The organism is Agrobacterium sp. MA01, from assembly GCF_009650195.1.
GTDB lineage: Bacteria > Pseudomonadota > Alphaproteobacteria > Rhizobiales > Rhizobiaceae > Allorhizobium.
On sequence record NZ_CP045854.1, the window covers coordinates 3,448,357 to 3,470,653 of the forward strand.

A 22,297-nucleotide genomic window follows, 5' to 3' on the forward strand; every position below is an offset into this window, starting at 1 on the left:
TTCGTTGGGAGGCGAAAGACATGGAAAGCTTGCCTATCGGATTTCTGGCTGCACTGGTCGGGCTGGCGGGGGGGCTGATATTGGGCCTCGGCTGGCGTTTGGGCGGTTTGTGCACGCTCGCGGCTCTTGAAACAGCGGTATATGGCACCGATCAGAAGCGGTTGAGGTTGTGGGGCATCGTGCTGGGAGTCGCGATACTCGGAACTCAGTTCGGCGCGCGTATCGGTTGGATCAATCTCGAAGGTACTCTTTATCACGCGATCGCCTGGAACCCACTAGCCTCGGTCGTGGGAGGGCTGATGTTTGGCTATGGCATGGCCATGGCCGGCAATTGCGGATTTGGCGCTCTCGCACGTTTCGGCGGCGGCGACCTTCGTTCGCTCGTTCTGCTCGTTGTCATGGGCATTACTGGCTTCATGGCGCTCTCCGGTCCTCTGGCACCCTTGCGGACATCCCTGTTTCCGCAGCCCGAGGCCGACGGTCCCGGTGGCATCGTGTATGACCTCGAGACGTCACTGGGCATCCCTGCCTTGCTGACGGTGATTGCGATTGCGATAGCCTGCTTCGCATGGGCGCTGTCCAACGAGCGTCTTCGGGCAGACCGAAAGATGATCGCCTGGGGCATCGCCGCGGGGCTCGCCGTCACCTGGTGTTTCGCGGGAACAAGCTTCCTGTCCGACGCAAGTCTCGGTGCCGTCGCGCCCGAAGGCCCATCCTTCACCGCGCCGATCGGCCGGACATTGATCTATCTGATGACGGCAACGGCCGGAGGCATCACCTTTTCTGTCGGTTCAGTGGTCGGTGTCGCCCTCGGTGCCTTCATCGGCTCGATGATCAAGGGCACCTTTGTCTGGGAAGCATGCGAAGACCCCCGCGAACTTGGGCGACAGGTCGGCGGCGCGGCCCTTATGGGCGTTGGCGGCATCATTGCCATGGGCTGTTCAATCGGTCAGGGCGTGTCTGGTTTTGCAGCCCTCTCCTGGTCAGGCCCGGTCACCCTATTATGCATCGTGGTCGGTGCCCTGGTAGGACTGCGGCAATTGATCGGCGGCTTTCAGGCGGTTTGACGTCGGACTTGATGGTCGCCTCGCGCCGGGGCGGCGCGCGAACCTCCACCTGCGGATCAACTGACACTCTCCAGCCGGCCGACCAGATTGTCGACGTCGAATTCGCCGACAGTCCGTGAACCCGGAACTTCTTTTCCCTGCCCTGTTTCTGCGATGAAGACCGTCGGGGGACCCTGCACATTCAGATAGCGAAGCAATTCTGCATTCTCTGCGGTCCATGCGGTCACGTCGATTTTCAGCAGCGCAAAGTCTTTCATCCGCGACCGCACGCTCGGATGCACGAGGATCGTTCCATCGATCGTCTTGCAAAAGGCGCACCACTCCGCTGCAACATCGACAAGAGCATGCTTGTTACGCATGCTGGCAAATGCAATTGGTTCGGTATAATCCCGGACGGATCGTATCGGGCCGATCACTGTCGACGCCGCCTGCACCTGCACGGGAGGCGCGAGGACGACGGCAAGGGTCCCGAAGAGAAAACGCCGCCGGTTCACTCTTTCAATAGAACGCATGCGCTCAGCCCTGCCGGGCGCGCGCGATCGCATCAACGAGCCCCTTTTCGTCCAACACTCCGGGATAGAGGCTCCATCCGATAACATAGGCCGGAGTGCCCGCGAAGTTGAAGGCGGTGGCCTGCGCGTAATTGCGGTCAAGCAGGCCTGAAATCTTTTCGACGTGTTTGTTCACGGCAACAGCGATTTCATCCATGGACAAGCCCGCAGCGGTCAGCGTGCTCTCGATGTCATCATGTGTCAGCTTCCCCTTTGTCTTCATCAGGGCACCCATGGCAATTTCATATTTGCCGATCTGCGCTGCACCCAGCACCGCCTGGGCAGCGAAGATCGAGGCATCGCCGAAGATCGGCCAATCCTTCATGACAAGCTTCACATTGCCGTCCCTTTCGATGACCTTTTTCACCATGGGATGCGCCTTTTTGCAGTAGGGGCACTGATAGTCGAAGAACTCGACAACCGTGACGTCGCCCTTCGGATTGCCGAGAAACGGTGCGTCCTTGTCGTTGAAGACCTCGTCCTTCGTCAGTTCTTGCCCGAAGGCCAGGCGACTGCCGCAGACGGCGAACGTGCCAAGGGCGAGCCCTGATGTCAGGATGGTGCGACGCTTCATCATCAGAATTCTCCCTTTCCGGACTCTTCGGCAGTGAGGACAACCATCTTTGACCCTTCCGGAACACGGGCGTGCAGATCGATGATGTCCTGGTTGAGAAGGCGAATGCAACCCGACGAGACGGACTGGCCGATCGACCAAGCCTCGTTGGTGCCATGGATCCGGTAGAGCGTGTCTTTTCCGCCCTGATAGAGATAGAGCGCACGCGCACCGAGCGGATTGTCTATGCCGCCCGGCAAACCCTGGGCGAGTGGGCCATAACGGTCAGGTTCGCGGGCGATCATGTTGGGTGTCGGCACCCAGCCCGGCCAGCGGGCCTTGCGCTTGATATCGCCCTCGCCCTCAAACTCCAAACCGGCCTTGGCGACGCCGACGCCGTAGCGCATCGCCTTGTCACCTTCCATGACGAGATAGAGGAATCGGGCATGGGGGTCGACGACGATCGTGCCGGGCGCATAGGAGGTGCGATAGTTGACGACCTGGCGAACATTGCGCGGATCCATCTTCGACACATCCACCGCAGGAATGGTTTCCTTACCGTCCTGCACCTCGCCATACATGGCCTGCAGCGCCGGATCGATAGGCGGTGGAGATGGCTGAGACGGCGTGCCCGTCGTCTGCGAGCAGGCGGCAAGCAGGAGAGCGAGCCCCGCCCCTACGCCTAGTTTCTTCAGGATGCCGATAACCGGCCGCAAATCTGCAAGTCTCATTCTCTGTTATTCCTTGTCTGCGGGGATCAGTCGGGCGATGGCGGCATTCAAAGCCTCGCGCGAAATCTCTCCGAAATGGGTCGTGACAACTTGGCCGTCAGCGCCAAGAAAGAGGGTCACCGGCATTCCAGGCGCTGCGTAGTGGCGCGAAAGGGAACGGGCCGGATCAAGCAGGATGGTTTCGAGCCGGAGGTTTTGATCCTCCAGATAGGCCTTGATCGCCGCTGGCCCTTCGCCCTGATTGGCGAAGATGAAATCGACGTCGGTGCGTCCCGCGGCCACTTCCGCCAGAAGTGGCATTTCACGGCGGCAAGGCGGGCACCAGGTTGCCCAGAGGTTGACGACGGCGGGGCGTCCACCGCGCTCTGACAAAGCGACAAACTGAGATCCATCAAGATTTGCCAGCGTGAAGCGGGGTGCTGCAGGTTCCTCGGCTGCCTGCCAGAGCATGGTCAGCGCGAACCAGACAAAGCATCCTGCGGCGAGCGGCACCATGGCGAATGGAAGCGTCTGCCGGGATTCACGCATCAGAAAGATGAGCGTGATCGCAACACCGATCGCGCCGCCAACCATCGAAAAGCCGCCCTGCCAGAGATACAGGACGCGCCACGGCTCGCTGAGAAAGCTGTCGAGATGCATAAGGACATGCAGTGCCCGCGCAGCGATGAGACCCGACATCAGCGCCGCGGTCGTCCAGGGCGCGAGCCGCTTGTCATAGCGACGCGCCAGAAATGAGCCTAGCCCGAGGAACACGAAGATCCCGATGATCGCCGCCAGCCTGTCGGATGCAAAGGCAAGCGGCCCTAGTGTCACGACGTCCATCAGGGCGTACCCTTTGCCGCCCGGGCGGAGGCAGCAAGCTTGTCGATCGTTACGTCGCCCACCATACGCGTGCCCGCCACTTCCTGCCCTTCGTGATCGAAGAAGATCATCGTCGGCGGGCCAATAGCATTGAGGGACTTCAGGAGTTCATTGGTCTCTGAAGAGGTCGCGCTCATGTCGATGGTCAGCAGGCGCGCACCATCGAGAGCCGCCGAGACGCTGTCGTCCGGCAGAACGGTCCGCTCTATGGCGCGGCAGGTGACGCACCAGTCCGCGGTGACGTAGACTAGGCTCGGCCTGTTCTCGGCCGAAGCTTCGCCCAGCATCGAAGTCAACGCTTGCAGCGAGGCGACGGCTTCAAAGTCCGATTTCGCGATTTCGCGCGCCGACTGTCCAACCTCGGTCTTCATTGTGAGCGGCTCCAGAGGGGCCAGCGGATCGCGGGCACCGAGCCCGACGCCGACGAGCATGAGGGCTCCCCAGGCGATCGAAACAGTGGCCACAGATCGCGAGATGACAGCCGCGCCAGGAGAAGCATTTGCAACCCGCATTTGCCAGAGGAACACTCCGACCGACACGGCTAGGCACGCCCAGGCAAACAGCACCAGCGTATCAGGCAGAAGAGGGCTGACCATCCAGATCGCCGTTCCGATGAAACCGAAGCCGAAAGCGGAGCGGATGCTTGCCATCCACGCCCCCGCACGCGGCAGTGCCTTACCGCCGAGAGTTGCCATCAGGATCAAGGGGAGGCCTTTACCAAGCCCGAGCGCGAACAACGCGGCCGCCCCGATGAGGACATCTCCGGTGCGGGCAATGTAGAGCAGCGCCCCCGCAAGTGGCGCGGTGACACAGGGACCGATGAGAAATGCGGAGGTAAAGCCCAGCACCGCAGCCCCACCGAGAGATCCGCCACGGCGCCCCCCGGACGACAGGCGATTGCTGAACCCCGCCGGCAGCTGGATCTCGAAGAGCCCGAAGTTGGACAGGGCGAGGATCACAAACAGGCTTGCGATGACCATGGTGGCCGTTGTCGACTGCAAGGCAAATTGCAGGTTCTGCCCAGACCATGCCGCGACCATACCGAACAGTCCAAACGCCAGTGCCAGCGCTCCAACATAGACGCTGGAAAGGATGAAGCTGCGGCTCGGCGAAAGGGCCCCGCCCTGCCGTGACAGCATGGCGGCAACGATCGGATACATGGGAAAGACGCAGGGGGTGAACGCCAGAAGCACGCCAAAACCAACAAAGCCAACCAGAAGCAGAGGCAGGCCGCCGCGCGCCAGGAGTCCATCGACACCGGTTGTCACTTCATCCTGTGCGAGTGCGAAATCCGGCTTTTGGGAGCTGAAGGCCGACCATTCGCTTTGCGATGCAATCGATGCCGGGGCAGATATTGGGCCTCCGTGCTCGGAATTGCTGAACTGCAGGCTGGCCATGTCGATCGTTTTCGTCACAGGCGGATAACAGAGCCCGCCATCCTGGCAGCCTTGATAGGTCAACTCGATCGTCGAAGCGTCACTGACAAGCGTGGCCCGGGCGGTGTCATAGTAGACCTCGGTCGATCCAAAGCCCGGATCCTCCTTGATCTTTCCATCAGGCGTCTCCAGCTTCAGCGGACTGCCATCGTCACTTTTGGCGGAAAGATACTCCCGGTAGAGATAGTAGCCTGGCTCGATCTCCCACGTGACGGCAACTTCGGTGGCGGAGATCCGTGACAGGGAAGGCCGAAACGCCTCGTCCATCTGGAGCGGCGCGGTCTGGGCAATGGCGATGCCGGAGAAGAGCAAAACGGAGAAGAAAATCGCCAGGTGCCTCAAGAGTTGCATTCCATCATTCCTTGTTACGCATCGAATGTGCGGCCGTTTCTGCGGGGCAGCTTAAGGCAGGCTTAAGCTGGGCAGGCCATGGCGTGAAACGACATTTTTCTCACGGAGGTGTGATGCGTATCCTAGTCATCGAAGACGACGCGGTTCTGATCGACGGCTTGAAGGTAGGGCTGGGTCTCGCCGGCTTCTCGGCGGACACCGTCAGCACGCTTGCCGACGCGAAGGCCGCGATTGAAAGCGATAGCTTCGATGCCCTCGTGCTCGATCGCATGCTGCCGGATGGATCCGGTCTGGATCTGATTCGCACGATGCGCGCCGCCGGCAACCGCACGCCCGTTCTTCTGTTGACGGCCAAGGATGCGGTCACCGATCGCATCGATGGTCTCGACGCCGGCGCCGACGACTATCTCGGCAAACCCTTCGATCTCGATGAAGTCGCGGCACGGCTGCGCGCCATTACCCGGCGTGCCGAGGGACGCGCCACACCCAAGCTCACCTGGGAAGAATTAACCCTCGACCCGGCGAGCATGGAGGTTCTTAAAAACGGCGAAATCACTGGCCTGTCGCGGCGGGAATTTGCCGTCCTCCTGGCATTGATGGAAAATCCGACCATGGTTCACTCCAAGCAGATCTTGGAAACCAGGCTTTATGGCTGGCAGGAAGAGATCGAAAGCAACACGATCGAGGTCCACGTGCATAAGCTGCGCAACAAATTGGGCGCCAGCTCCATCGAAACCGTGCGCGGTGTCGGCTACCGCATGGGGAAACCCTGATGCGATCGATCCGGCTCAGGCTTTTTCTCATCCTGCTTGCGGCAACGGGTGCCGTATGGCTCCTCGCCGTGCTTTGGACCTATCTCAGCACGCAGCGCGAAGTCGAGCGTGTGCTCGACGCGCGCCTGACGGAAGCGGCGCGTATGGTGAGCTCACTGATCACCGACCACCATATCGACGTCGCAGCAGCGGTCGATGCCGCGCAGGCCGCTGGGATACCCGAAGGCTTCGGCCTGCATGAAGGAGACTATAGCCGGCAATTGTCCTGTCAGATCTGGTCCCTTCAGGGTGATCTTGTCAGCCGGTCGGAGAGCGCGCCCAATACATCGCTCGCCGATCACGAAAGCGGGTTCGCCGAAAAGCTCGTCAACGGCGAACGCTGGCGTGTATACGCTGTCGTCAATCCCGAGCTCGGTGTCAGGGTCCTCGTCGGCGATAGCATCGAGATCCGCGAAAAGCTGGTCGGTGACGTCATCAAGGGCCAGCTCGTTCCTGCACTGGCGATCCTGCCCATCCTCGCCGGTCTGATCTGGCTGAGTGTCGGGCGCGGTCTCTCCCCACTCCGGCAAGTTGCAGACGCCTTGTCTCTGCGCTCAGCCGACGAACTCCACCCCGTCGACGATAGCGGAGCGCCCCGCGAGATCAGGCCTTTGCTGGGCTCTCTTAACGCCTTGTTCCAACGCGTGGAGGAGGCCCGCGAACGGGAAAAGACCTTTATCGCGTATGCAGCCCATGAGCTGAGGACGCCGCTATCCGGTTTGAAGACCCAGGCCCAGGTCGCCCTTCGCAGCGATAGCGATGAGGTCCGCGCCAATGCCCTCAACCAGATCTCGCTCAGCGTCGACCGCACCGGGCGCCTCGTTCGCCAGTTGATAGACCTCGCAGCCGTCGACTCATTGGACAGCTCTTCGACATCAGAAACTGTGGTGGTCAAAGCAATGGTCGAAGAGCTGCGCGGCGAAATGGCGATACTCGTTTCGTCGAGGGAGATCACCGTTGAGACGGACATTGCAGAGGATCTGATGATCAGCGTGCCAGGCAAGACCCTTTTGCGGCTTGCCTTGCGCAATGTCATCGAAAACGCCCTGCAATATGCGCCGCGCAATTCATCCGTCAGGATCATCGGCACGCAGACCGAGACAGGCACGACGATAGCCGTGTCCGACACCGGAGCCGGGATCGATGAGAAGGACGAGCAGCGTCTCAAGGCCCGATTCCAGCGCGGCAACAGCGCAAACGCGCTCGGAAGCGGCCTCGGCCTTTCGATTGTTGAAATGGCTCTGACAAAGCTTGGTGGTCGGATGTCATTCAAGAGGAAGGCGGGTTTCTGCGTTTGTCTGGAACTGCCGACAACGAGACAGTGAGCAGCAGATCGCATCGTGGCGAGGTCGGATATCCACCCTAAGCGAGCCTTAAGGTGACAAGGCGAGGCGGACAAGAGCCACCCTTGCAAGGAGCCCTGCTCGACATGTACCGTTTTTCTTCGCCACTCCCCACATTATCCGATAGCCATCATCGCATCAAAACCCCCTCGCTCACGGCGAAGGCAGCTATTCGGTTCCCGTCACTGGGCCTCGTCTGGCGCAAGCACCCCCACAGACAAGCGTTGCGACGTTCGAGTGCAATTCCGGCACTCTTCCTTGCGCTTGTGATAGGTGCCGTAATGGCCACCGGCGCCGAGGCCGAAGACAAGCCCTATCCAGAGATCCTCAAGACAATCGAGCAGCAGGGCATCCGAATCCTCGGCGAAATGCAGGTTCCGGGTGGCCTCAGAGCCTTCGCCGCCAAAGCCGGTGCACAGCCTCTGGCCATCTATCTGACACCCGATAATCAACATGTGGTCGTCGGTACGCTCGTCGATGCCTATGGGCAGGACATGGCGGAAGATCAGCTTAAAAAGATGGTCGAACAACCGTTGAGCGAAGCCACTTGGACCAAGCTCGAGGCAGCGACCTGGGTGCGGGACGGCAATCCGAATGCGCCTCGTGTCATCTACACGTTCACCGACCCGAACTGCCCCTATTGAAATCGCTTCTGGCTCGCGGCGCGACCCTGGATCGAAAGCGGTAAAGTTCAGTTACGCCACGTGATGGTCGGCGTGATCCGTCAGGATTCGCCGGCCAAGGCTGCGGCCATTCTTCAAGCCAAGTCTCCGGAAGACGCGCGGATGGAAAACAAGCGCAAACATGCCGATGGCGGCATTGCCCCGCTCGATAGGGTCGATGACCATACGACAAGACAGCTTGAGCGGAATGCCGCTCTGATGACGGAACTTGGTTTCGGCGGCACGCCAGCGATCGTCTTCAAGGGCGCGGACGGCACCGTCGATACCGTTCCCGGCCTTCCGAGTGACGCCCAGATGGAAGTGCTTCTGGGGCCGAAGTGAAGATACAGGCGCCGTCAGAGGGGCAACCGCCAAAGCACTCGTCAGACCTGTCCCAAAGGCTGCAGAAAGACAGAGGCACGAAGGTTCAAGCCTTTATTTCGATACTATGAAGATATATATGTTTGCATATATTTTGTCACGGCAGGACGAAGGGACAGCGTCCCCGACTGCATGATCCATAGGAGGTTCGACACGAATGACAGGCAAACCCGATGTAAAAGGCTTCTTCGATCAACGCACATTCAGCATCCAGTATGTCGTGAGTGATCCGGCAACGGGAAAATGTGCAATCATCGACCCGGTCCTCGACTATGATGAAAAGTCGGGAACAACCGCAACCCGCAATGCCGATGCGATACTGGATTACATCAAGGAAAAGGGGCTCAGCGTCGAGTGGATCCTCGATACACATCCCCATGCAGACCACTTTTCCGCTGCCAGGTATCTCAAGGACAAGACCGGCGCTCCGACCGCCATCGGCGCGCGTGTCGTCGAAGTGCAAAAGCTCTGGAAGGAGATCTACAACTGGCCGGATCTACCAACCGATGGCTCGCAATGGGACAGGCTGCTTGAGGCAGGCGACACCTTCTCGGTGGGTGATCTCAAGGGCCGCGTCCTCTTCTCGCCCGGCCACACGCTCGCATCGATCAGCTATGTGATCGGCGACGCAGCCTTTGTGCATGATACACTGTTCATGCCCGACAGCGGCACGGCGCGCGCTGATTTTCCCGGCGGCAGCTCCAAACGCCTCTGGGCCTCGATCAAAGAAATCCTGTCGCTGCCGGATGAAACGCGTCTGTTCACAGGCCATGATTATCAGCCGGACGGGCGCGAACCCCTCTGGGAAAGCACCGTCGCCGAGCAGAAGCGCTGCAATCCGCATATTGCCGGCAAGGACGAGGCGGCCTTCGTCGCGCTGCGCGACGCACGCGACAAAACCCTTCCCATGCCGAAGCTCATTCTGCATGCACTACAGGTTAACATCCGTGGAGGACGCCTCCCAGAACCGGAAGCGAACGGCAAGCGCTATCTGAAGATCCCGCTGGATGCACTCGCAGGGGCTGCGTGGGAATGAACGATCTGGTCACCCAGGCTCTGACGGCGATCGGTTCGGGCGGTCTCGTGGGCTTTACGCTTGGACTGATCGGTGGCGGGGGCTCCATCCTGGCGACACCTCTGTTGCTCTACGCGGTTGGCATCTCGCAGCCGCATATCGCCATCGGCACCGGCGCTCTGGCCGTATCGATCAATGCCTATGTCAATCTTATCGGCCATGCCCGCAAAGGGCATGTCTGGTGGCGTTGCGCCTTCGTTTTTGCCGCCACCGGGACGGTTGGCGCACTCGCGGGCTCAACACTCGGGAAAGCTTTCGACGGGCAGAAGCTGCTTTTCCTGTTTGGCCTTCTGATGCTGGTCGTTGCAGCCCTGATGCTCCGGCCCCGGAGGACCATAGCGTCAGACGTCGTCAGGACAGATGGCCTGACATGCTGGAAAACGGCGGCTGTTGCCATAGCGGCAGGAGCAGCATCCGGCTTCTTCGGAATTGGCGGAGGGTTCCTGATCGTGCCGGGCCTGATGCTCGCGACCGGCATGCCGATGATCAACGCGGTCGGATCGTCGCTTCTCGCCGTTGGCACCTTCGGCCTCGCCACTGCGATCAACTACGCGGCCTCGGGCCTGATCGACTGGGCGATCGCGGCCGAGTTTATCGGTGGCGGCGTGATCGGCGGCGTCGGCGGCATGCTGCTGGCAACTCGTCTGTCGACGAAGCGAAACCTCCTCAACCGGATCTTCGCTGTGCTGATCATCGTCGTCGCATTTTATGTCCTGTACAAAAGCAGCGCTGCGATCCTGCCGCTCTGACGAAAGGTTTTGAAATGTCTTTGTCTAAGCAGCAGAAATTCTGGAACCGAATCGCCGGACGCTATGCCGCGCGCCCGCTGAAAGACGTGGCAGCCTATGACGCCATGATCGGCGATGTCGCGTCACGTCTCAAACCCGGAGATCACGTCCTTGAGCTCGGCTGTGGTACCGGCGGCACGGCAATCCGGCTTGCGCCCCATGTGTCACACTGGACAGCGACAGATTTCTCGGCTGAGATGATCAAGATCGCTCAGGACAAACTTGCGGGCGCCAACCTGACCTTCAAGATTGCGGACGCTGAGAATGCCTATGATGGTAGTCCGTTCGACGTCATCTGCGCCTTCAACGTTCTGCATCTGGTGGAAAACCAACCAGCCACCTTGGCGCAGATAATCGCCAATCTAAAACCTGGCGGTCTGCTTATCTCAAAAACCTGGTGTTTCGCCGACCTGAAGTTCAAGTTTCGTCTTCTGTTTCGTGCGCTGCAGTTCGTAGGCCTATTTCCTGCGGTCAAGCCGCACAGTATCCCCGAGCTTCGGCAGTCGATCATAGATGCTGGTTTTGAAATCACAGACGAGCGGATCTTCGGCAAGTATCCGCAAAACCCCTACATCGTCGCGCGTAAGCCTGAGACGTGACCTGTGACTTCGCTTCCGCCTGCAGAGAGGATATAGGACAACCTGATGCGTTTCAAAATTGGGCTTGCGACAGTGATCACGCTGATACTGTCGGCTTACACACCGGCGCTGGCGGGCGACATGTTGATAGACGATTTCAAGCTGCAACCCGAAACGCGCTGGCGCTTTTTCGCAGACACCGTGATGGGCGGAAAATCATCGGGGCAGGTGCAATTCGAAAACGAAGAAGGACATGCGCATGCGCGTATGACCGGTAACGTTAGCACCGCCAACAATGGCGGCTTCATTCAGATCCGCATGAAGTTGCAGCATGCAGCACCAGAAAACACGATCGGAATACGCTTGCTGGTCCGTGGAAACGATCAGAGGTACTTCGTGCACCTGCGCACAGGAGGCACGATCTTGCCCTGGCAATTCTATCAGGCCGGATTTGATGTGACGCGGACTTGGACCGAGGTGCGACTTCCCCTTACTGAATTCAAAGCGTCTGGATCGATCTTGCGCAACATTCCGCGCGCAAGCAGCCTGACATCGATCGGGATAGCCGCTTATGGTCGCAACCACGATGCGGATATCAGCGTCCGCGAAATCGGCTTCTATTAGGCCCAAGGCACCACGGGACCTAGGCCGATCAGCCCTTTGCTGGCTGAACGAACTCCGGTTGGGCAGTGTAAGCCAATAGCCATATGTTTTTCAGACAGCGAGCCTAGTGGCAGCCAGCGCAAACAGGTCAGGCAGCCGCCCTCACCTGTTTGACCGCAGAGGGGCCAAAGTCTCTCTGCGGTCCTTGCACCGACTTGGCTGACCCTCGGCAGTTCGCCAACACCTCGCCCAAATGCGTGACGTTTGTGCTCGGCCAATTGATCGGGATCCCGATGACCGAGCGGGCGGAACGAGCAAGCCAGCTAATCTTGACGAACAGCGGTCCAGTGCCCCTCGGCTGTCAGGACCGCGCCTGCAAAATCGGCGAAGCGTTCCGGCACCGGATTGCCTCCCTCTTTTTAGCGCCGCGTGAGCCTGCCTCGGTGTGCCCGAGTCGCGCGTGTCTGGCGCAATCATTCAAGACCGAGGCCAGATCGAGATCTAACCTGCGGCTTCCATCTGTAAATCTAGGACAGCAAATGAAGTATGTCTTGAATGGTGTGATCGCGAACGTGCCGAGCGAGTGGTACGATGAGAGCCTTCTCTTCACCCTCCGTGAACACCACGGCCTTGTCGGAGCAAAGTTCGGGTGCGGCGTCGGGATCTGCGGTGCTTGCACGGTGATCATCGACGGGATGGCGACGCGGTCATGCCAGGTCCGCACGGCAGACCTGACGCCAACGACGCAAGTCTTGACCATCGAAGGCCTGGAGCGGAACGGAAAGCTCCATCCGGTCCAAGACGCTTGGCTGGCAAAGGCAGTGCCGCAATGCGGCTATTGTCAGTCCGGGCAGATCATGTCCGCCGTTGCGCTTCTGGTCGATAGCAACCGTGCCGGCTCGACAATGAGCTTGGATGCAATCGTGCCCGCGATGAACGACAATCTCTGCCGATGTGGTACCTACCAGAGGATCAGGGACGCCATCAGCACCCTGATTGAGAACCGCTGATGAGACGTCGTAGCTTTCTCCTCGGCAGTTTCGGCACTTTGGTCGCGCTGATCGGCGCGGGGACTGCCGTCTATGCAACACTCCCAGTCATTCCCAAACGCCCGACACCCGGCACGGACGATGCGTTGGGGTGGATCGCCCACCATGAGGGGCGGTTCGTTCTCACGCTTCCGCGCATCGAGATGGGTCAGAACATTGCGACTGCTTTGAAGCAGATTGCCTGCACCGAACTCAATGTGGGCTGGGAGACGGTCGACGTATCCTTCCATGACACTGGTCGCGCCAGGGTGAGATCAACGGTGGGCAGTGAATCCATCATGCTGTTTGCCGAGCCGCTGGCGCAGGCCTGCGCCAGCCTGCGTGACGCCTTGATGAGGGGGGAGCGGCAGGGACTGGTGTCGGTCGAACCCCGGCCCAGGGAGCAATTGAGGACATTTGCCAGACATGGAGAAATCGGTCGAACTGCCGAGATTGTGCAGGGTCGGGAAATTGTTACCGGCAAGGCACTCTATGCCTCCGACATACGCCGGCCCGGCACGCTCTTCGGACGGGTCCTTCGCGCGCCCGCCATGGCCGAATATGTGTCGAAACCTCGATCCTGGAATGCCGAGGCGGCGCGAGCCATCCCGGGTTTTATCGCCATCGTCGAAGACTGCGGTCCTGATATCGGCAATGCCAAGGGACTGGGCATCATCGCCGAACGGCCCGGCGTACTCGACCGGGTCGCCGAAGCACTCGACGTCGTCTGGCAGACCGAGGAACCGTCAACCGGATTTTCCCCGGATGCCCCCGTAGATGTCGACCGACGTCCGCTGGAAGAGACGCCTTCAAACACCGTCATGGACGGGAGCCCGCAAGCCGGTTCGTGGGACGTCGACATCAAGCTCGACATCCCGTTTGCCGCCCATGGTGCCATCGAACCACGGGCAGCCGTTGCGGAATGGACGCAAGGAAAGCTCACCGTCTGGGCGGGCACACAGGATGCCTTCTTCATTCGAGACTGTCTGGCAGATGCCTTCGGTGTTTCGACGGAGGCCGTCACGGTGCAGTCTTGCCGGGTCGGAGGCAGCTTCGGCGGCAAGACGACATGCACAGTCGAGGCGGAGGCCGCAGCTCTGTCGCGAGTGGCAGAGGCACCAGTCAAGGTACAGTGGACGCGCGCCCAGGAACTGGCTTTCGCCTTTCACCGCCCATCCTCTTCCCACCGCATCCGCGCCCGCGTTGAGGATGGACAGATCAGCGACTGGGATCATCGGCAGGTCTCGTCCCATATTCTCTTCACGGCGGCGGTGGTCCCCAGCCTTATGCAGCAGGCAACGGATGCATTGATCGGCGATGGCGGTGTCGCACGCGGCATGTCGGCGCCGTACATCATCCCCAGAGCGAAAGCTGCCTATGATCTTGTTCGTCTGCCCGTTCATACCGGCCCATGGAGAGGTCTCGGCGCTGGTCCAAACGGCCTCGTGATCGAAAGCGCGATGGACGAGGCAGCGCTGGCAATCGGCGCCGACCCCCTCGCCTTCCGCCTTGCCCACATCAAGGACGAAAGACTGGCAGCGGTCCTTGAGGCTGTCGCAGACATGTCAGCATGGACGACGTGGAGAAGCCCGGCATCCGCGCCCAAGGTCGGCCGCGGCGTGGCCTGCGGCATCTACAAGGACGTGAGTTATGCCGCCGTGGTCGCCGAAGTGGAGGTAGCGCCAGACGGGCGCATAGGTCTGCGCGAGCTCTGGTGCGCCCATGACTGCGGGCTCGTCATCAACCCGGATCAGGTCAAGGCCCAATGCGAGGGGAACCTGATGTGGAGCATCGGTTTCGTGCTGCATGATCATCTGCCGATGGAAAGCTCACGTATTGTGGCGGAAACCTTCATCGATGCTCCCATCCCACGTATGGAAGATACGCCGAAGATGACCATCAAGCTGATAGAGGGGACGGATTCCCCCACCGGAGCCGGAGAAACGATCATGGCGTGTGGACCCGGCGCAGTAGCAAATGCGATCCGCGCCGCCACCGGCATAAGGCCGACTCGCTTTCCGGTCAGGACTTCATGAACGAGGCCGAGGGACTTACATGACACCCGGAGCAACCCGATTGGAGGAACTGAACACATCCGATTTCGCTTCGGCAGCGATCATGCGACTGATCGGGCTCGGCCTTCGGTCGCAGGAAATCACCATCGCCGTGCCGAGGGCGCAAGGAGCGCATGTTCCACGCGCGCAGAAACATGATCTCCTTGAAAGGGTTGTTGCCGACCACGGTGTCCAGGCAATCTTCAGGATCGCGGACTGTGCCTCTCTGATGCCGCTCGAACCGGTTGTCCGCGCCTTGCGTCAGGCCGTCGGCGCACAGGATCTTCTGGATCGCTGGAGCCGGCTGGAGCGCTTCAGCCACGGTCGACACGTGGTCTCACAATTCGCGCTTGAGCCATCTCTCTACAGACTCGAGCATCGGGCCAGAGCGGATGGGCCGGGCCCTTCCAGAGCAGAGAGCCTTTTGATTCTCGCTCTGCTTGCCGTGCTCATTGAGCTGTCCGGCGACGATCTGGTTCTCATGACGGAGGATGGAACCCTCCTCCGCTCCGAACAGAAGTGGCACACGGTCGATCGCGACCTCGCGCTGAAGTCAGTGATTGTCGAGGTTAAGCCGGCGACCGTTTCACTCGACAAGCCGCTCGTATGCACATCAGAACGTGTACTTGAAAATCTGCGCCGTCTTGTTGCAGATGATCCCTGCCGCCGCTGGTCTATCAATCGTCTGGCAGACCTGCTGGCAACCAGCAGGCGGACGCTCCAGCGACGCCTGGAAGAGCGGCAGACATCTTTCAGCAACGTGGTTCTGGATGTCAGGCTGGAGCTTGCGGCAGAGCAGCTCTGCAACGAGCGGCAGGCCAGCCTCGCCCAGATCGGCTTCCTCAACGGCTTCTCCGATCAGCCGCATTTCACTCGGCTGTTTTCCCAGAAGGTCGGGATGACGCCCGGAATCTATCGCGATCAATTTCGTTCCGGAAACGACGCTCCTGGCACTAAACGACAGTGATATCGGGGATCTCAAGCGCGGAAGACACGGTAGACGCTCGCTGGCGGGAAATTTACCGGGCAGAACCTGACACGTGCGCTTTCAATCAGCAGTCTTTCATGAACCGCGAAAGGGATCGGACAGCGGGGACCATAGGTAAAGCAGCGAAACTCGCCGTCATCTTGAATGAGCTCGAAAGCCGACTTCATGATCCGGTGGACTGATGAAAGGCTCATCGACAGAAGCGGCAGACCACAGAGCACGGCTTTCACCGAACGGGGGCTGCAAGGCAGGAGGCTGCGCATCCGGCATGCATCGACGGTAAAGGTCTCAACGGTTGCAAACCGTGTCCGCATCAGGTCCGCAAAGGCTGGATTGTTCTCGATTGTATAGATCCGGGACGGCCCCGCAGGCATTGTGACAAGGTGCTCGGTGAACGCGCCCGTGCCCGGACCCAGTTCCAGCACGGCGGTATCGTGAAGATCAAGACCTTCCACCATTGCTCTTGCGAGAGAGGAACTGGATGGCACGACCGACGCCGTTCGAAGCGGTGCGCGCAGCCATTCGCGGGTGAAGGTGGCGACGTGTCTCATTCTCTGCATGAGGGACCGGAAGGGCTGAAGGGACAAGGAAATCACGTCGGAGATGTAATCTCCTTGCCCTCCATCTCGGACATTCGTCGCCAGAGATATTGAAACTATGCGCCAAAATCGGCTGCACGCTGCAGCAGACCGTCGTCTTGCGTCCTTCCGAATGCAGACAGGCTTGCCGGGTAGCCCGAGACAACCTTGCCGATCACTGAGGGTCTTGCGGCAAGCGTCTTACCCAGGGCCGCAGGTTTCTAGGGCAAGGCGTCCAGCGGCTGACTGATGATGGCGACGAAACGGCTGCTTCTGCTGTGGGGCGGCTGGCCATGCAACGTCTGAAGTGAAGGCGCAAAGAGGTTTTGCCGGGCCCACCTGACAGCAAGCATGCATTACTTCGCTATTCAACTGGACACTCCAACAGCCGCCCCTTGGTCTCTTACAAGCCGACCGTCTTCCAGCGTGATGATCCTGTCCGCCATATCGAGGATACGGCTGTCGTGGGTTACCATGACGGTCGTCGTGCCGCGCTCCCGCCCCAGGGCCTTCAACATGGCAACGACCTGATGGCCGCTAGCCTTGTCGAGCGCTGCTGTCGGCTCGTCGGCAAACACAATCTGCGGGCCCGCAATCAGCGCGCGGGCGATCGCCACACGCTGCTTTTGGCCACCCGACAGATTGCCGGGGAGATAATCCAGCCGATGCCCCAGACCGACCAGCTCAAGCATGTGCTCGACGGCCTGAGCACGACGGTTTTCATCTCCCGTGCCGTGTACTTGCAAGCCCATCATCACATTCTGGCGGGCAGTGAGGCTTTCGTGAAGATTATGGGCCTGGAAAATGAAGCCCAACTGCCGGCGCAAAACCTCAAGTGTGGGCTCGTCGGCGCCACGAAGCTCGTGACCTAGAAGCCGGACTGACCCGTCCTCGACCTGTCGTAGGCATCCCATCAGTGTGAGAACCGTAGTCTTGCCGGAACCCGACGGGCCAACCATCACTGTGAGGCTCCCGGGAGCGATATCAAGGGAGAGATCGAAGATCGCCTGCTTGCTGGCTTCGCCGCGGCCGAACCAGTGATTGAGATTGCGGACGGAAATTGGAAGGTCACTCATCAAAACAAGTCCGCCGGATCAGCGCCCTTTAGGCGTCTGGCAGCGAGCGCGCCAGAGAGGGTGGAGGCTAAGAGGGTGCCTGCAAAAACCATGAGCGCCCGCTCCGGTGACATAAGTACGGGAAGACCGGTCGCTTGAGACATCACCTGGTAGATGCCCATCGCAAGGATCAGACCCGGTATGAAGCCCATGGCCGCCAACACCAGCGCCTCCTCAAAGACGATGCTGAGGAAGAAACGATGCGGATACCCCACAGCCTTTAAGGTCGCGTATTCGCGCAGGTGATCAGCGACATCAGTCGACAGGACCTGATAGACGATCACAATGCCGACAAGGACACCCATGAACACGCCGAAGCCGAAGATGACACCCGTTGGACGCTGGGTCGTCTGATACCGGACATCCTTGGCAATCATCTCATCAAGTGTGTGGACTTCGATCGGCTCTCCAGTGAACCTATCCTGCAATTGCCGCACCAGCGCCACTGACTGTGCAAGATCGCTGACTTTCAGCAGAAGATGCGACGGCGTCCCGCTGATCCGGTTCGGGAACAGACTAAGAAAGGTCTGGTCCGACACAACCATGATGCCGTCGGCAGAAAAGCCTCCCCCGATAGAGATTGTCCCGATGCCACTGATCGTGCGGTCATTTACCTCGAACTGGAGTGGCTTTGATGGACCGACACCCGCAAGAGCGGTAGCATCGACGCCGCGTGTCTGCCGATCAATCAAAGCCGTGTCTGCGACGGCAAGGTTCCTTATCAGAGGGGTAACCTGCGGACCCGTAAATTTCTCAGCCTCAATCGGAAGTCCAATGACCTGGAGGCTGGCTACAGACCCATCGGGACGCCGCCAGTCGAGCTTGCCAACATAGAGAGGGGCCGCGGCAACAACACCGTCTATTGCCAGAGCACGGTAGAGGGTTCGACGCGCCAGCGGAGATCCGTCGGCCAATGTGTTTCCATCATTCGACGAGATGATGATGTCACCCGTGAATGGGGTGTAGGACGTACGGATGGTTCCGTTCAGCGCGCCCATGATGCCCAACTGAACGAAGACGAGCATGGTCGCGAAGGCGACACCGGCCAGCGCCGCTAAAAGACGTCCACGGTTGTGTCTGAGCTGAAGCCAACCGATCGGCAGCCTGCCGAATAGAAGTGAAAGCAGCCTACTCATGATCTTTGCCTACCGCGACACGCCCCATGACTTCGAGCCCGGTCAGTTTGGTGGCCAAAGCGCTGGAGGGAGGATCCAGATCAGTCGTGACACGCACCACCCGTGCGTCGGTATTGGCTGCAGGATCGGCGGAGAGCACCGTTTGCTGCTCGACTTCATAACCAATCAAGGTCACCGAGCCTTCCAATTCCTGAGACAGTGCTGGACTGGAGACAATGACCGTCTGTCCAATTGCGATCCGTCTGATATCGGTTTGATAAACCTCAAGCTCGACCTGCATGTGGTCGGTATCAGCAAGCGTCATGATTCCTGGAGACGCAGGGCGCTCTCCCGGACGGCTATTGATTGCAATCACCGTCCCCGAAATCGGACTGATAACCACGCCTTTGCTCAGATTGTCACGTGCAGTCGCAAGTTCGGCCTTGGCTAGATCCAGGTTTCGCTCGGCCACTTCTATATCGGACTGCAGCGTTCCTGGCGCAGACTGGTATCGAACAATCGAGGCATCTGCCTTGGCAAGATCGCTAGTCGATTGCGCCAAAGTGGCCTCAGCAGATTGCAGAGTGGACCGTGAAGAGGCGCCACCGAGGCTCAGGCTGCGCTCCCGTTCCAACGCCTGCCGCGCCAGCTGGACAGCGGCAAGCGCCCTATCGCGGTTCGCCTCGGCCTCCGACAGGCTTGCGGCAACCATGGCTCGGGTCTGAGCAAGCGCGGCCTCTTTGGCGGAGATGTTGACGAAGGCGCTTTCGACCGCAAGCTGCAGAGACGGTAGACTGTCGAGCTCGGCCACCGTCTGGCCAATTGTCACATGATCACCTTCGTCGACGAGTAGCGATGCAATCCGGGCGTCCGAGGCGCCAAAGGGTGCAGCCAGGGTGATCGTCTTTCCCTTTGGCTGCAGCCGGCCAAGGGCGACAACCGCGCTTTCACTTTGGCTGGCAGCTCCATCGTCATTCGTCGCTGACGTTGCTTGAGCATCCATTTCAGCTGTAGGCAGGTTTTTCCCGTCGATGCCGAAAAATCCTGAGGAGATTGGCCGGCCAAGATATGCGCCTAGAAATGCCCCAATGACGAAGATAAGCAAGACAACGACGACGCGGGTGAACAAGCCTCGCAGCGACCATCTTGACTTGCCAGAGCCAGCCTCCTCAACGAGGCCTGCTCGCGGCATGGGGAGTGCTGGCGGCGAGATTTCGGTTTGCATCCGTGACAGGCTTTCAATTTAATGACCACCGGGTCATTAATATGGGAAACGGAGAAAGACTGCAAGATGCAAGCGGGCCAACCCCAGCAGAAACGTCAGCGACGTAAAGACGCGCGTCCCTCAGAGATTCTTGAGGCGGGATTGGCGCTGTTTGCAGAACGCGGGTTCGCCGCGACGAGGCTTGACGACGTCGCCAAGCGTGCGGGCATCGCCAAGGGAACCGTCTATCTGTACTTCTCCTCGAAGGAGAGCTTGTTTGAGGCGGCGCTCAAGGATCGCATGGTCTCGACGATGGAGGGTGTCGGCGAACTGACTGCATCTTTTGCGGGATCGACTGAGGAACTCCTTAGGCTCGTTCTCGCGCGGATCTACGGACAGATGATCGAAGGCGATGCTGGCGTGCTGTTGCGCATCCTGATCGGCGAAGGCGACCGTTTCCCGGATCTTGTTAAGATGTATCGGGAGATCGCCTTGGCCAAGGGCATGGCGACAATGAAGAGCATTCTGAAGCGAGCCGAAGCGCGAGGAGAGTTGCGCGTGGCAGCCGACGACATTGACCCAAGAATGATCGTGGCCCCGATCGCCATCCTGGCAATCGGCGGGAAGGTGTTTGGTGCCCAGTCGCATGGTGACCGCGACGCGTTTTTGGAGCGACATCTTGATCTGGTGCTTCGGGGGCTCCTTTCGGCGAATGCTGAACGATAGACGGAAGGGTCCCACGGTGGCCAGTATGCCCGGTTTGGAGTACGCTTTCGACCGCCCGAACGGCCGACTTGAAGGCGCGTTCCCGCCACGGCAGCGTTCGCTTCCAGCTGGAACTTTCGCCTGTTACGGTTAGCGGCCTCGACGGAATGACTGCCGTGATTCTTTTGCAGAATCCGAAAAGCCCGGAGGCTTGTTTCTCACCCAGGTGACGAATGTCCGCACCGCAGGGTCTTCCACGATGGTTTCGATCGTGGAAAACTTCTTGGCGAGTTGAGCATCGGTAAAGATCGAATGTATCTGGTCGTGGCAGATACGGTGCAGGAGGACGGTTTTCTTGCCACCCTTGCTCTTAGGAACGAGATGATGCTCGTCTCGCTGATCTTCTGGGATTACGCGCTCGCACAGCGGACAGAACACCGGCTCTGGCGTAGGCTCGTCCCATGAAGCTAACTCATCTCTGTTCTTGCGGGCCAACGCTCGGTCTTTCCTGTTGTAGACCCCGGATGCTGTTCCCGAGGATGGTGCTAGTGTTGCACGCGCACGCCAGTAGCACGAAACCATCAGAACCGTATGGCTTCTTTGAAGCAGCAAAGCGGATCGAATCCTTCGAGAGGCTCTCGCAGCGAAAGGGCGCGGCCCCACAACGTGCGGGGCCGTCCTCATTCAGATTTCGGTCCGCTCGGCCAGTTCTAGTGCGTCCTCAATGTCGACGCAGAGATATCTGACTGTGTTCTCGATCTTGGTTATGGCCAAGCAGGATCTGGATCGCTCGAAGATTGCCGGTGGCCTTGTAGATCATGGTAGCCTTCGTTCGCCACAGGGAATGCGTCCCGTAATCCTGCCGACGAAGCCAGATCGCCGTCACCCACTCATCAACCAGTCTGGCGTATTGCCGAGTGCTGAGATGATCAGCGTGGTCGACGCGACTGGGAAAGGCATAGTCATCGACTGTTCCTCCCCTTCGCTGAAGCCAGGCAAGCAGACTGGCTCTGACCTCGGTCGTAATTTCGAACTGCACGGGTCGTCCAGTCTTCTGCTGGACGACCATCGCTCGAGTTCGAATGTCGTGGCCGGTGACGAGTGTCCGATTTTCAGCTTTACCAGATCGCAGCCACGGAGCTTGCGGTCGATGGCAAGATCAAAAAGCGCCCGATCTCGCATCCTTCCTTCACGATCGAAGCCTGCACCGACAGCCGTGAGATCAGCGAGGCCATCGAGACGGAACCGGTCGCCGATAGCAGCGGACCGGGCGGATTGCGGGTACGCGGTAACCAACATATCTTCAGCTCTTGATACACTGGCACGACGATTGAATGGCTTGGCCGTATATGGCTTGTGTCCGATCCTTGTCAGGGAGTCTCATGGAGGAGCGAGCGCCCAAGCTCCAGGCGCGACACGGGCGTCGTGACCTTAGGCGTTTGCCCTGCCAGCGGAGCTTTTCCGGTCCAAATTGATCCAACACTGACGCGACATGACCGAAAAGGCGCCCACCTTCAGTAATCGTAAACTATATCGATTAGAACAGGCTTAGGGGTTTGATTATTCTTTTATGCCGAATTTCCGAAATGTGTCATCAGAAAAGACTAGCAATTTCATAATTTTAATATCCGTGATGAATTTGGAATAGCGCCTATCCAGGTTGTTTTCGCCCCTTCATGTCTTAGCAATTTGCTAAGAAATCACCCCTAATTTCCGGC

21 protein-coding genes and 3 pseudogenes are annotated in these 22,297 nt (G+C 59.5%); 12 read left to right on the forward strand and 12 right to left on the reverse strand.

Going from position 1 to position 22,297, the window contains the following annotated elements; genetic code table 11:
• Positions 1-20 precede the first annotated feature (20 nt).
• The gene (locus tag GH983_RS16640; protein WP_153762987.1) at positions 21-1,067 is read left to right on the forward strand and encodes a YeeE/YedE family protein; all 1,047 of its coding nucleotides are present in this window, start codon (positions 21-23) and stop codon (positions 1,065-1,067) included.
• Positions 1,068-1,123: 56 nt separating this feature from the next.
• On the opposite strand, the gene GH983_RS16645 is transcribed toward GH983_RS16640, so the two are convergent.
• From GH983_RS16645 to dsbD, 5 genes are read right to left on the reverse strand one after another with little or no spacing between them, the layout of a single operon-like run.
• Entirely contained in the window at positions 1,124-1,579 is a 456-nt protein-coding gene (locus GH983_RS16645) for a thioredoxin domain-containing protein (protein WP_194842733.1), read from the reverse strand.
• Positions 1,580-1,583: 4 nt separating this feature from the next.
• A complete protein-coding gene (locus GH983_RS16650) occupies positions 1,584-2,195 on the reverse strand; it encodes a DsbA family protein (RefSeq protein ID WP_153762989.1) in 612 nt (203 codons plus the stop codon).
• Positions 2,195-2,902 (reverse strand): L,D-transpeptidase, encoded by a 708-nt coding sequence (locus tag GH983_RS16655; RefSeq protein WP_153762990.1) that lies wholly within the window; start codon positions 2,900-2,902, stop codon positions 2,195-2,197. The genes GH983_RS16650 and GH983_RS16655 overlap by 1 nt, the downstream gene beginning before the upstream one ends.
• A gap of 6 nt (positions 2,903-2,908) precedes the next feature.
• The gene (locus GH983_RS16660; protein WP_153762991.1) at positions 2,909-3,724 is read right to left on the reverse strand and encodes a TlpA disulfide reductase family protein; all 816 of its coding nucleotides are present in this window, start codon (positions 3,722-3,724) and stop codon (positions 2,909-2,911) included.
• The gene (dsbD, locus tag GH983_RS16665; RefSeq protein ID WP_153762992.1) at positions 3,724-5,550 is read right to left on the reverse strand and encodes a protein-disulfide reductase DsbD; all 1,827 of its coding nucleotides are present in this window, start codon (positions 5,548-5,550) and stop codon (positions 3,724-3,726) included. The genes GH983_RS16660 and dsbD overlap by 1 nt, the downstream gene beginning before the upstream one ends.
• A gap of 113 nt (positions 5,551-5,663) precedes the next feature.
• Here dsbD and GH983_RS16670 point away from each other — a divergent pair, with 113 nt between their 5' ends.
• From GH983_RS16670 to GH983_RS16720, 10 genes and pseudogenes are all read left to right on the forward strand, one after another.
• Entirely contained in the window at positions 5,664-6,323 is a 660-nt protein-coding gene (locus GH983_RS16670; RefSeq protein ID WP_153762993.1) for a response regulator transcription factor, read from the forward strand.
• Entirely contained in the window at positions 6,323-7,687 is a 1,365-nt protein-coding gene (locus GH983_RS16675; RefSeq protein ID WP_069043114.1) for a sensor histidine kinase, read from the forward strand. Before GH983_RS16670 ends, GH983_RS16675 begins: the two co-directional genes overlap by 1 nt.
• 299 nt (positions 7,688-7,986) lie before the next feature.
• A pseudogene (gene dsbG / locus GH983_RS24355) lies at positions 7,987-8,709 on the forward strand (thiol:disulfide interchange protein DsbG).
• Positions 8,710-8,914: 205 nt separating this feature from the next.
• A pseudogene (locus GH983_RS16690) lies at positions 8,915-9,784 on the forward strand (MBL fold metallo-hydrolase); the annotation flags it as partial.
• Entirely contained in the window at positions 9,781-10,572 is a 792-nt protein-coding gene (locus tag GH983_RS16695) for a sulfite exporter TauE/SafE family protein (RefSeq protein ID WP_069043111.1), read from the forward strand. The pseudogene GH983_RS16690 and the gene GH983_RS16695, both read left to right, overlap by 4 nt.
• 14 nt (positions 10,573-10,586) lie before the next feature.
• Positions 10,587-11,210 carry a class I SAM-dependent methyltransferase gene (locus GH983_RS16700; RefSeq protein WP_153762996.1) on the forward strand — a complete coding sequence of 208 codons (624 nt, stop codon included), beginning with the start codon at positions 10,587-10,589 and terminating at the stop codon, positions 11,208-11,210.
• A 45-nt stretch (positions 11,211-11,255) separates the two neighbouring features.
• The gene (locus tag GH983_RS16705; protein ID WP_069043109.1) at positions 11,256-11,813 is read left to right on the forward strand and encodes a CIA30 family protein; all 558 of its coding nucleotides are present in this window, start codon (positions 11,256-11,258) and stop codon (positions 11,811-11,813) included.
• Between the two features lie 518 nt (positions 11,814-12,331).
• On the forward strand, positions 12,332-12,802 hold the full coding sequence (locus GH983_RS16710) for a (2Fe-2S)-binding protein (RefSeq protein WP_153762997.1): 471 nt from the start codon (positions 12,332-12,334) through the stop codon (positions 12,800-12,802).
• On the forward strand, positions 12,802-14,856 hold the full coding sequence (locus GH983_RS16715) for a xanthine dehydrogenase family protein molybdopterin-binding subunit (RefSeq protein ID WP_153762998.1): 2,055 nt from the start codon (positions 12,802-12,804) through the stop codon (positions 14,854-14,856). The genes GH983_RS16710 and GH983_RS16715 overlap by 1 nt, the downstream gene beginning before the upstream one ends.
• 247 nt (positions 14,857-15,103) lie before the next feature.
• Positions 15,104-15,841, forward strand: coding sequence for a helix-turn-helix transcriptional regulator (locus tag GH983_RS16720; RefSeq protein ID WP_194842735.1), 738 nt, complete (start codon positions 15,104-15,106; stop codon positions 15,839-15,841).
• Positions 15,842-15,852: 11 nt separating this feature from the next.
• Here the strand turns inward: GH983_RS16720 and GH983_RS16725 are convergent, their stop codons facing one another.
• The 4 genes from GH983_RS16725 to GH983_RS16740 form a co-directional block, all read right to left on the reverse strand.
• Positions 15,853-16,413: a class I SAM-dependent methyltransferase gene (locus tag GH983_RS16725; protein WP_194842736.1), complete on the reverse strand. Its 561-nt coding sequence runs from the start codon at positions 16,411-16,413 to the stop codon at positions 15,853-15,855.
• 395 nt (positions 16,414-16,808) lie between these two features.
• Positions 16,809-17,516, reverse strand: a complete 708-nt coding sequence (locus GH983_RS16730) for an ATP-binding cassette domain-containing protein (RefSeq protein WP_153763001.1) — start codon at positions 17,514-17,516, stop codon at positions 16,809-16,811.
• Entirely contained in the window at positions 17,516-18,691 is a 1,176-nt protein-coding gene (devC, locus tag GH983_RS16735; protein ID WP_153763002.1) for an ABC transporter permease DevC, read from the reverse strand. Before devC ends, GH983_RS16730 begins: the two co-directional genes overlap by 1 nt.
• Positions 18,684-19,799, reverse strand: coding sequence for an HlyD family efflux transporter periplasmic adaptor subunit (locus tag GH983_RS16740; protein WP_194842737.1), 1,116 nt, complete (start codon positions 19,797-19,799; stop codon positions 18,684-18,686). The genes devC and GH983_RS16740 overlap by 8 nt, the downstream gene beginning before the upstream one ends.
• Positions 19,800-19,961: 162 nt before the next feature.
• Between GH983_RS16740 and GH983_RS24135 the strand changes: the two genes are divergently transcribed.
• On the forward strand, positions 19,962-20,600 hold the full coding sequence (locus GH983_RS24135; RefSeq protein WP_054147990.1) for a TetR/AcrR family transcriptional regulator: 639 nt from the start codon (positions 19,962-19,964) through the stop codon (positions 20,598-20,600).
• A gap of 129 nt (positions 20,601-20,729) precedes the next feature.
• Here GH983_RS24135 and GH983_RS16750 read toward each other — a convergent pair whose 3' ends face one another.
• The 3 genes and pseudogenes from GH983_RS16750 to GH983_RS24570 form a co-directional block, all read right to left on the reverse strand.
• On the reverse strand, positions 20,730-21,074 hold the full coding sequence (locus tag GH983_RS16750; protein ID WP_083229657.1) for an HNH endonuclease: 345 nt from the start codon (positions 21,072-21,074) through the stop codon (positions 20,730-20,732).
• 189 nt (positions 21,075-21,263) lie between these two features.
• Positions 21,264-21,836, reverse strand: a pseudogene (locus tag GH983_RS16755) (tyrosine-type recombinase/integrase).
• A gap of 174 nt (positions 21,837-22,010) precedes the next feature.
• Positions 22,011-22,097, reverse strand: coding sequence for a hypothetical protein (locus GH983_RS24570; RefSeq protein WP_371418493.1), 87 nt, complete (start codon positions 22,095-22,097; stop codon positions 22,011-22,013).
• Positions 22,098-22,297 lie beyond the last annotated feature (200 nt).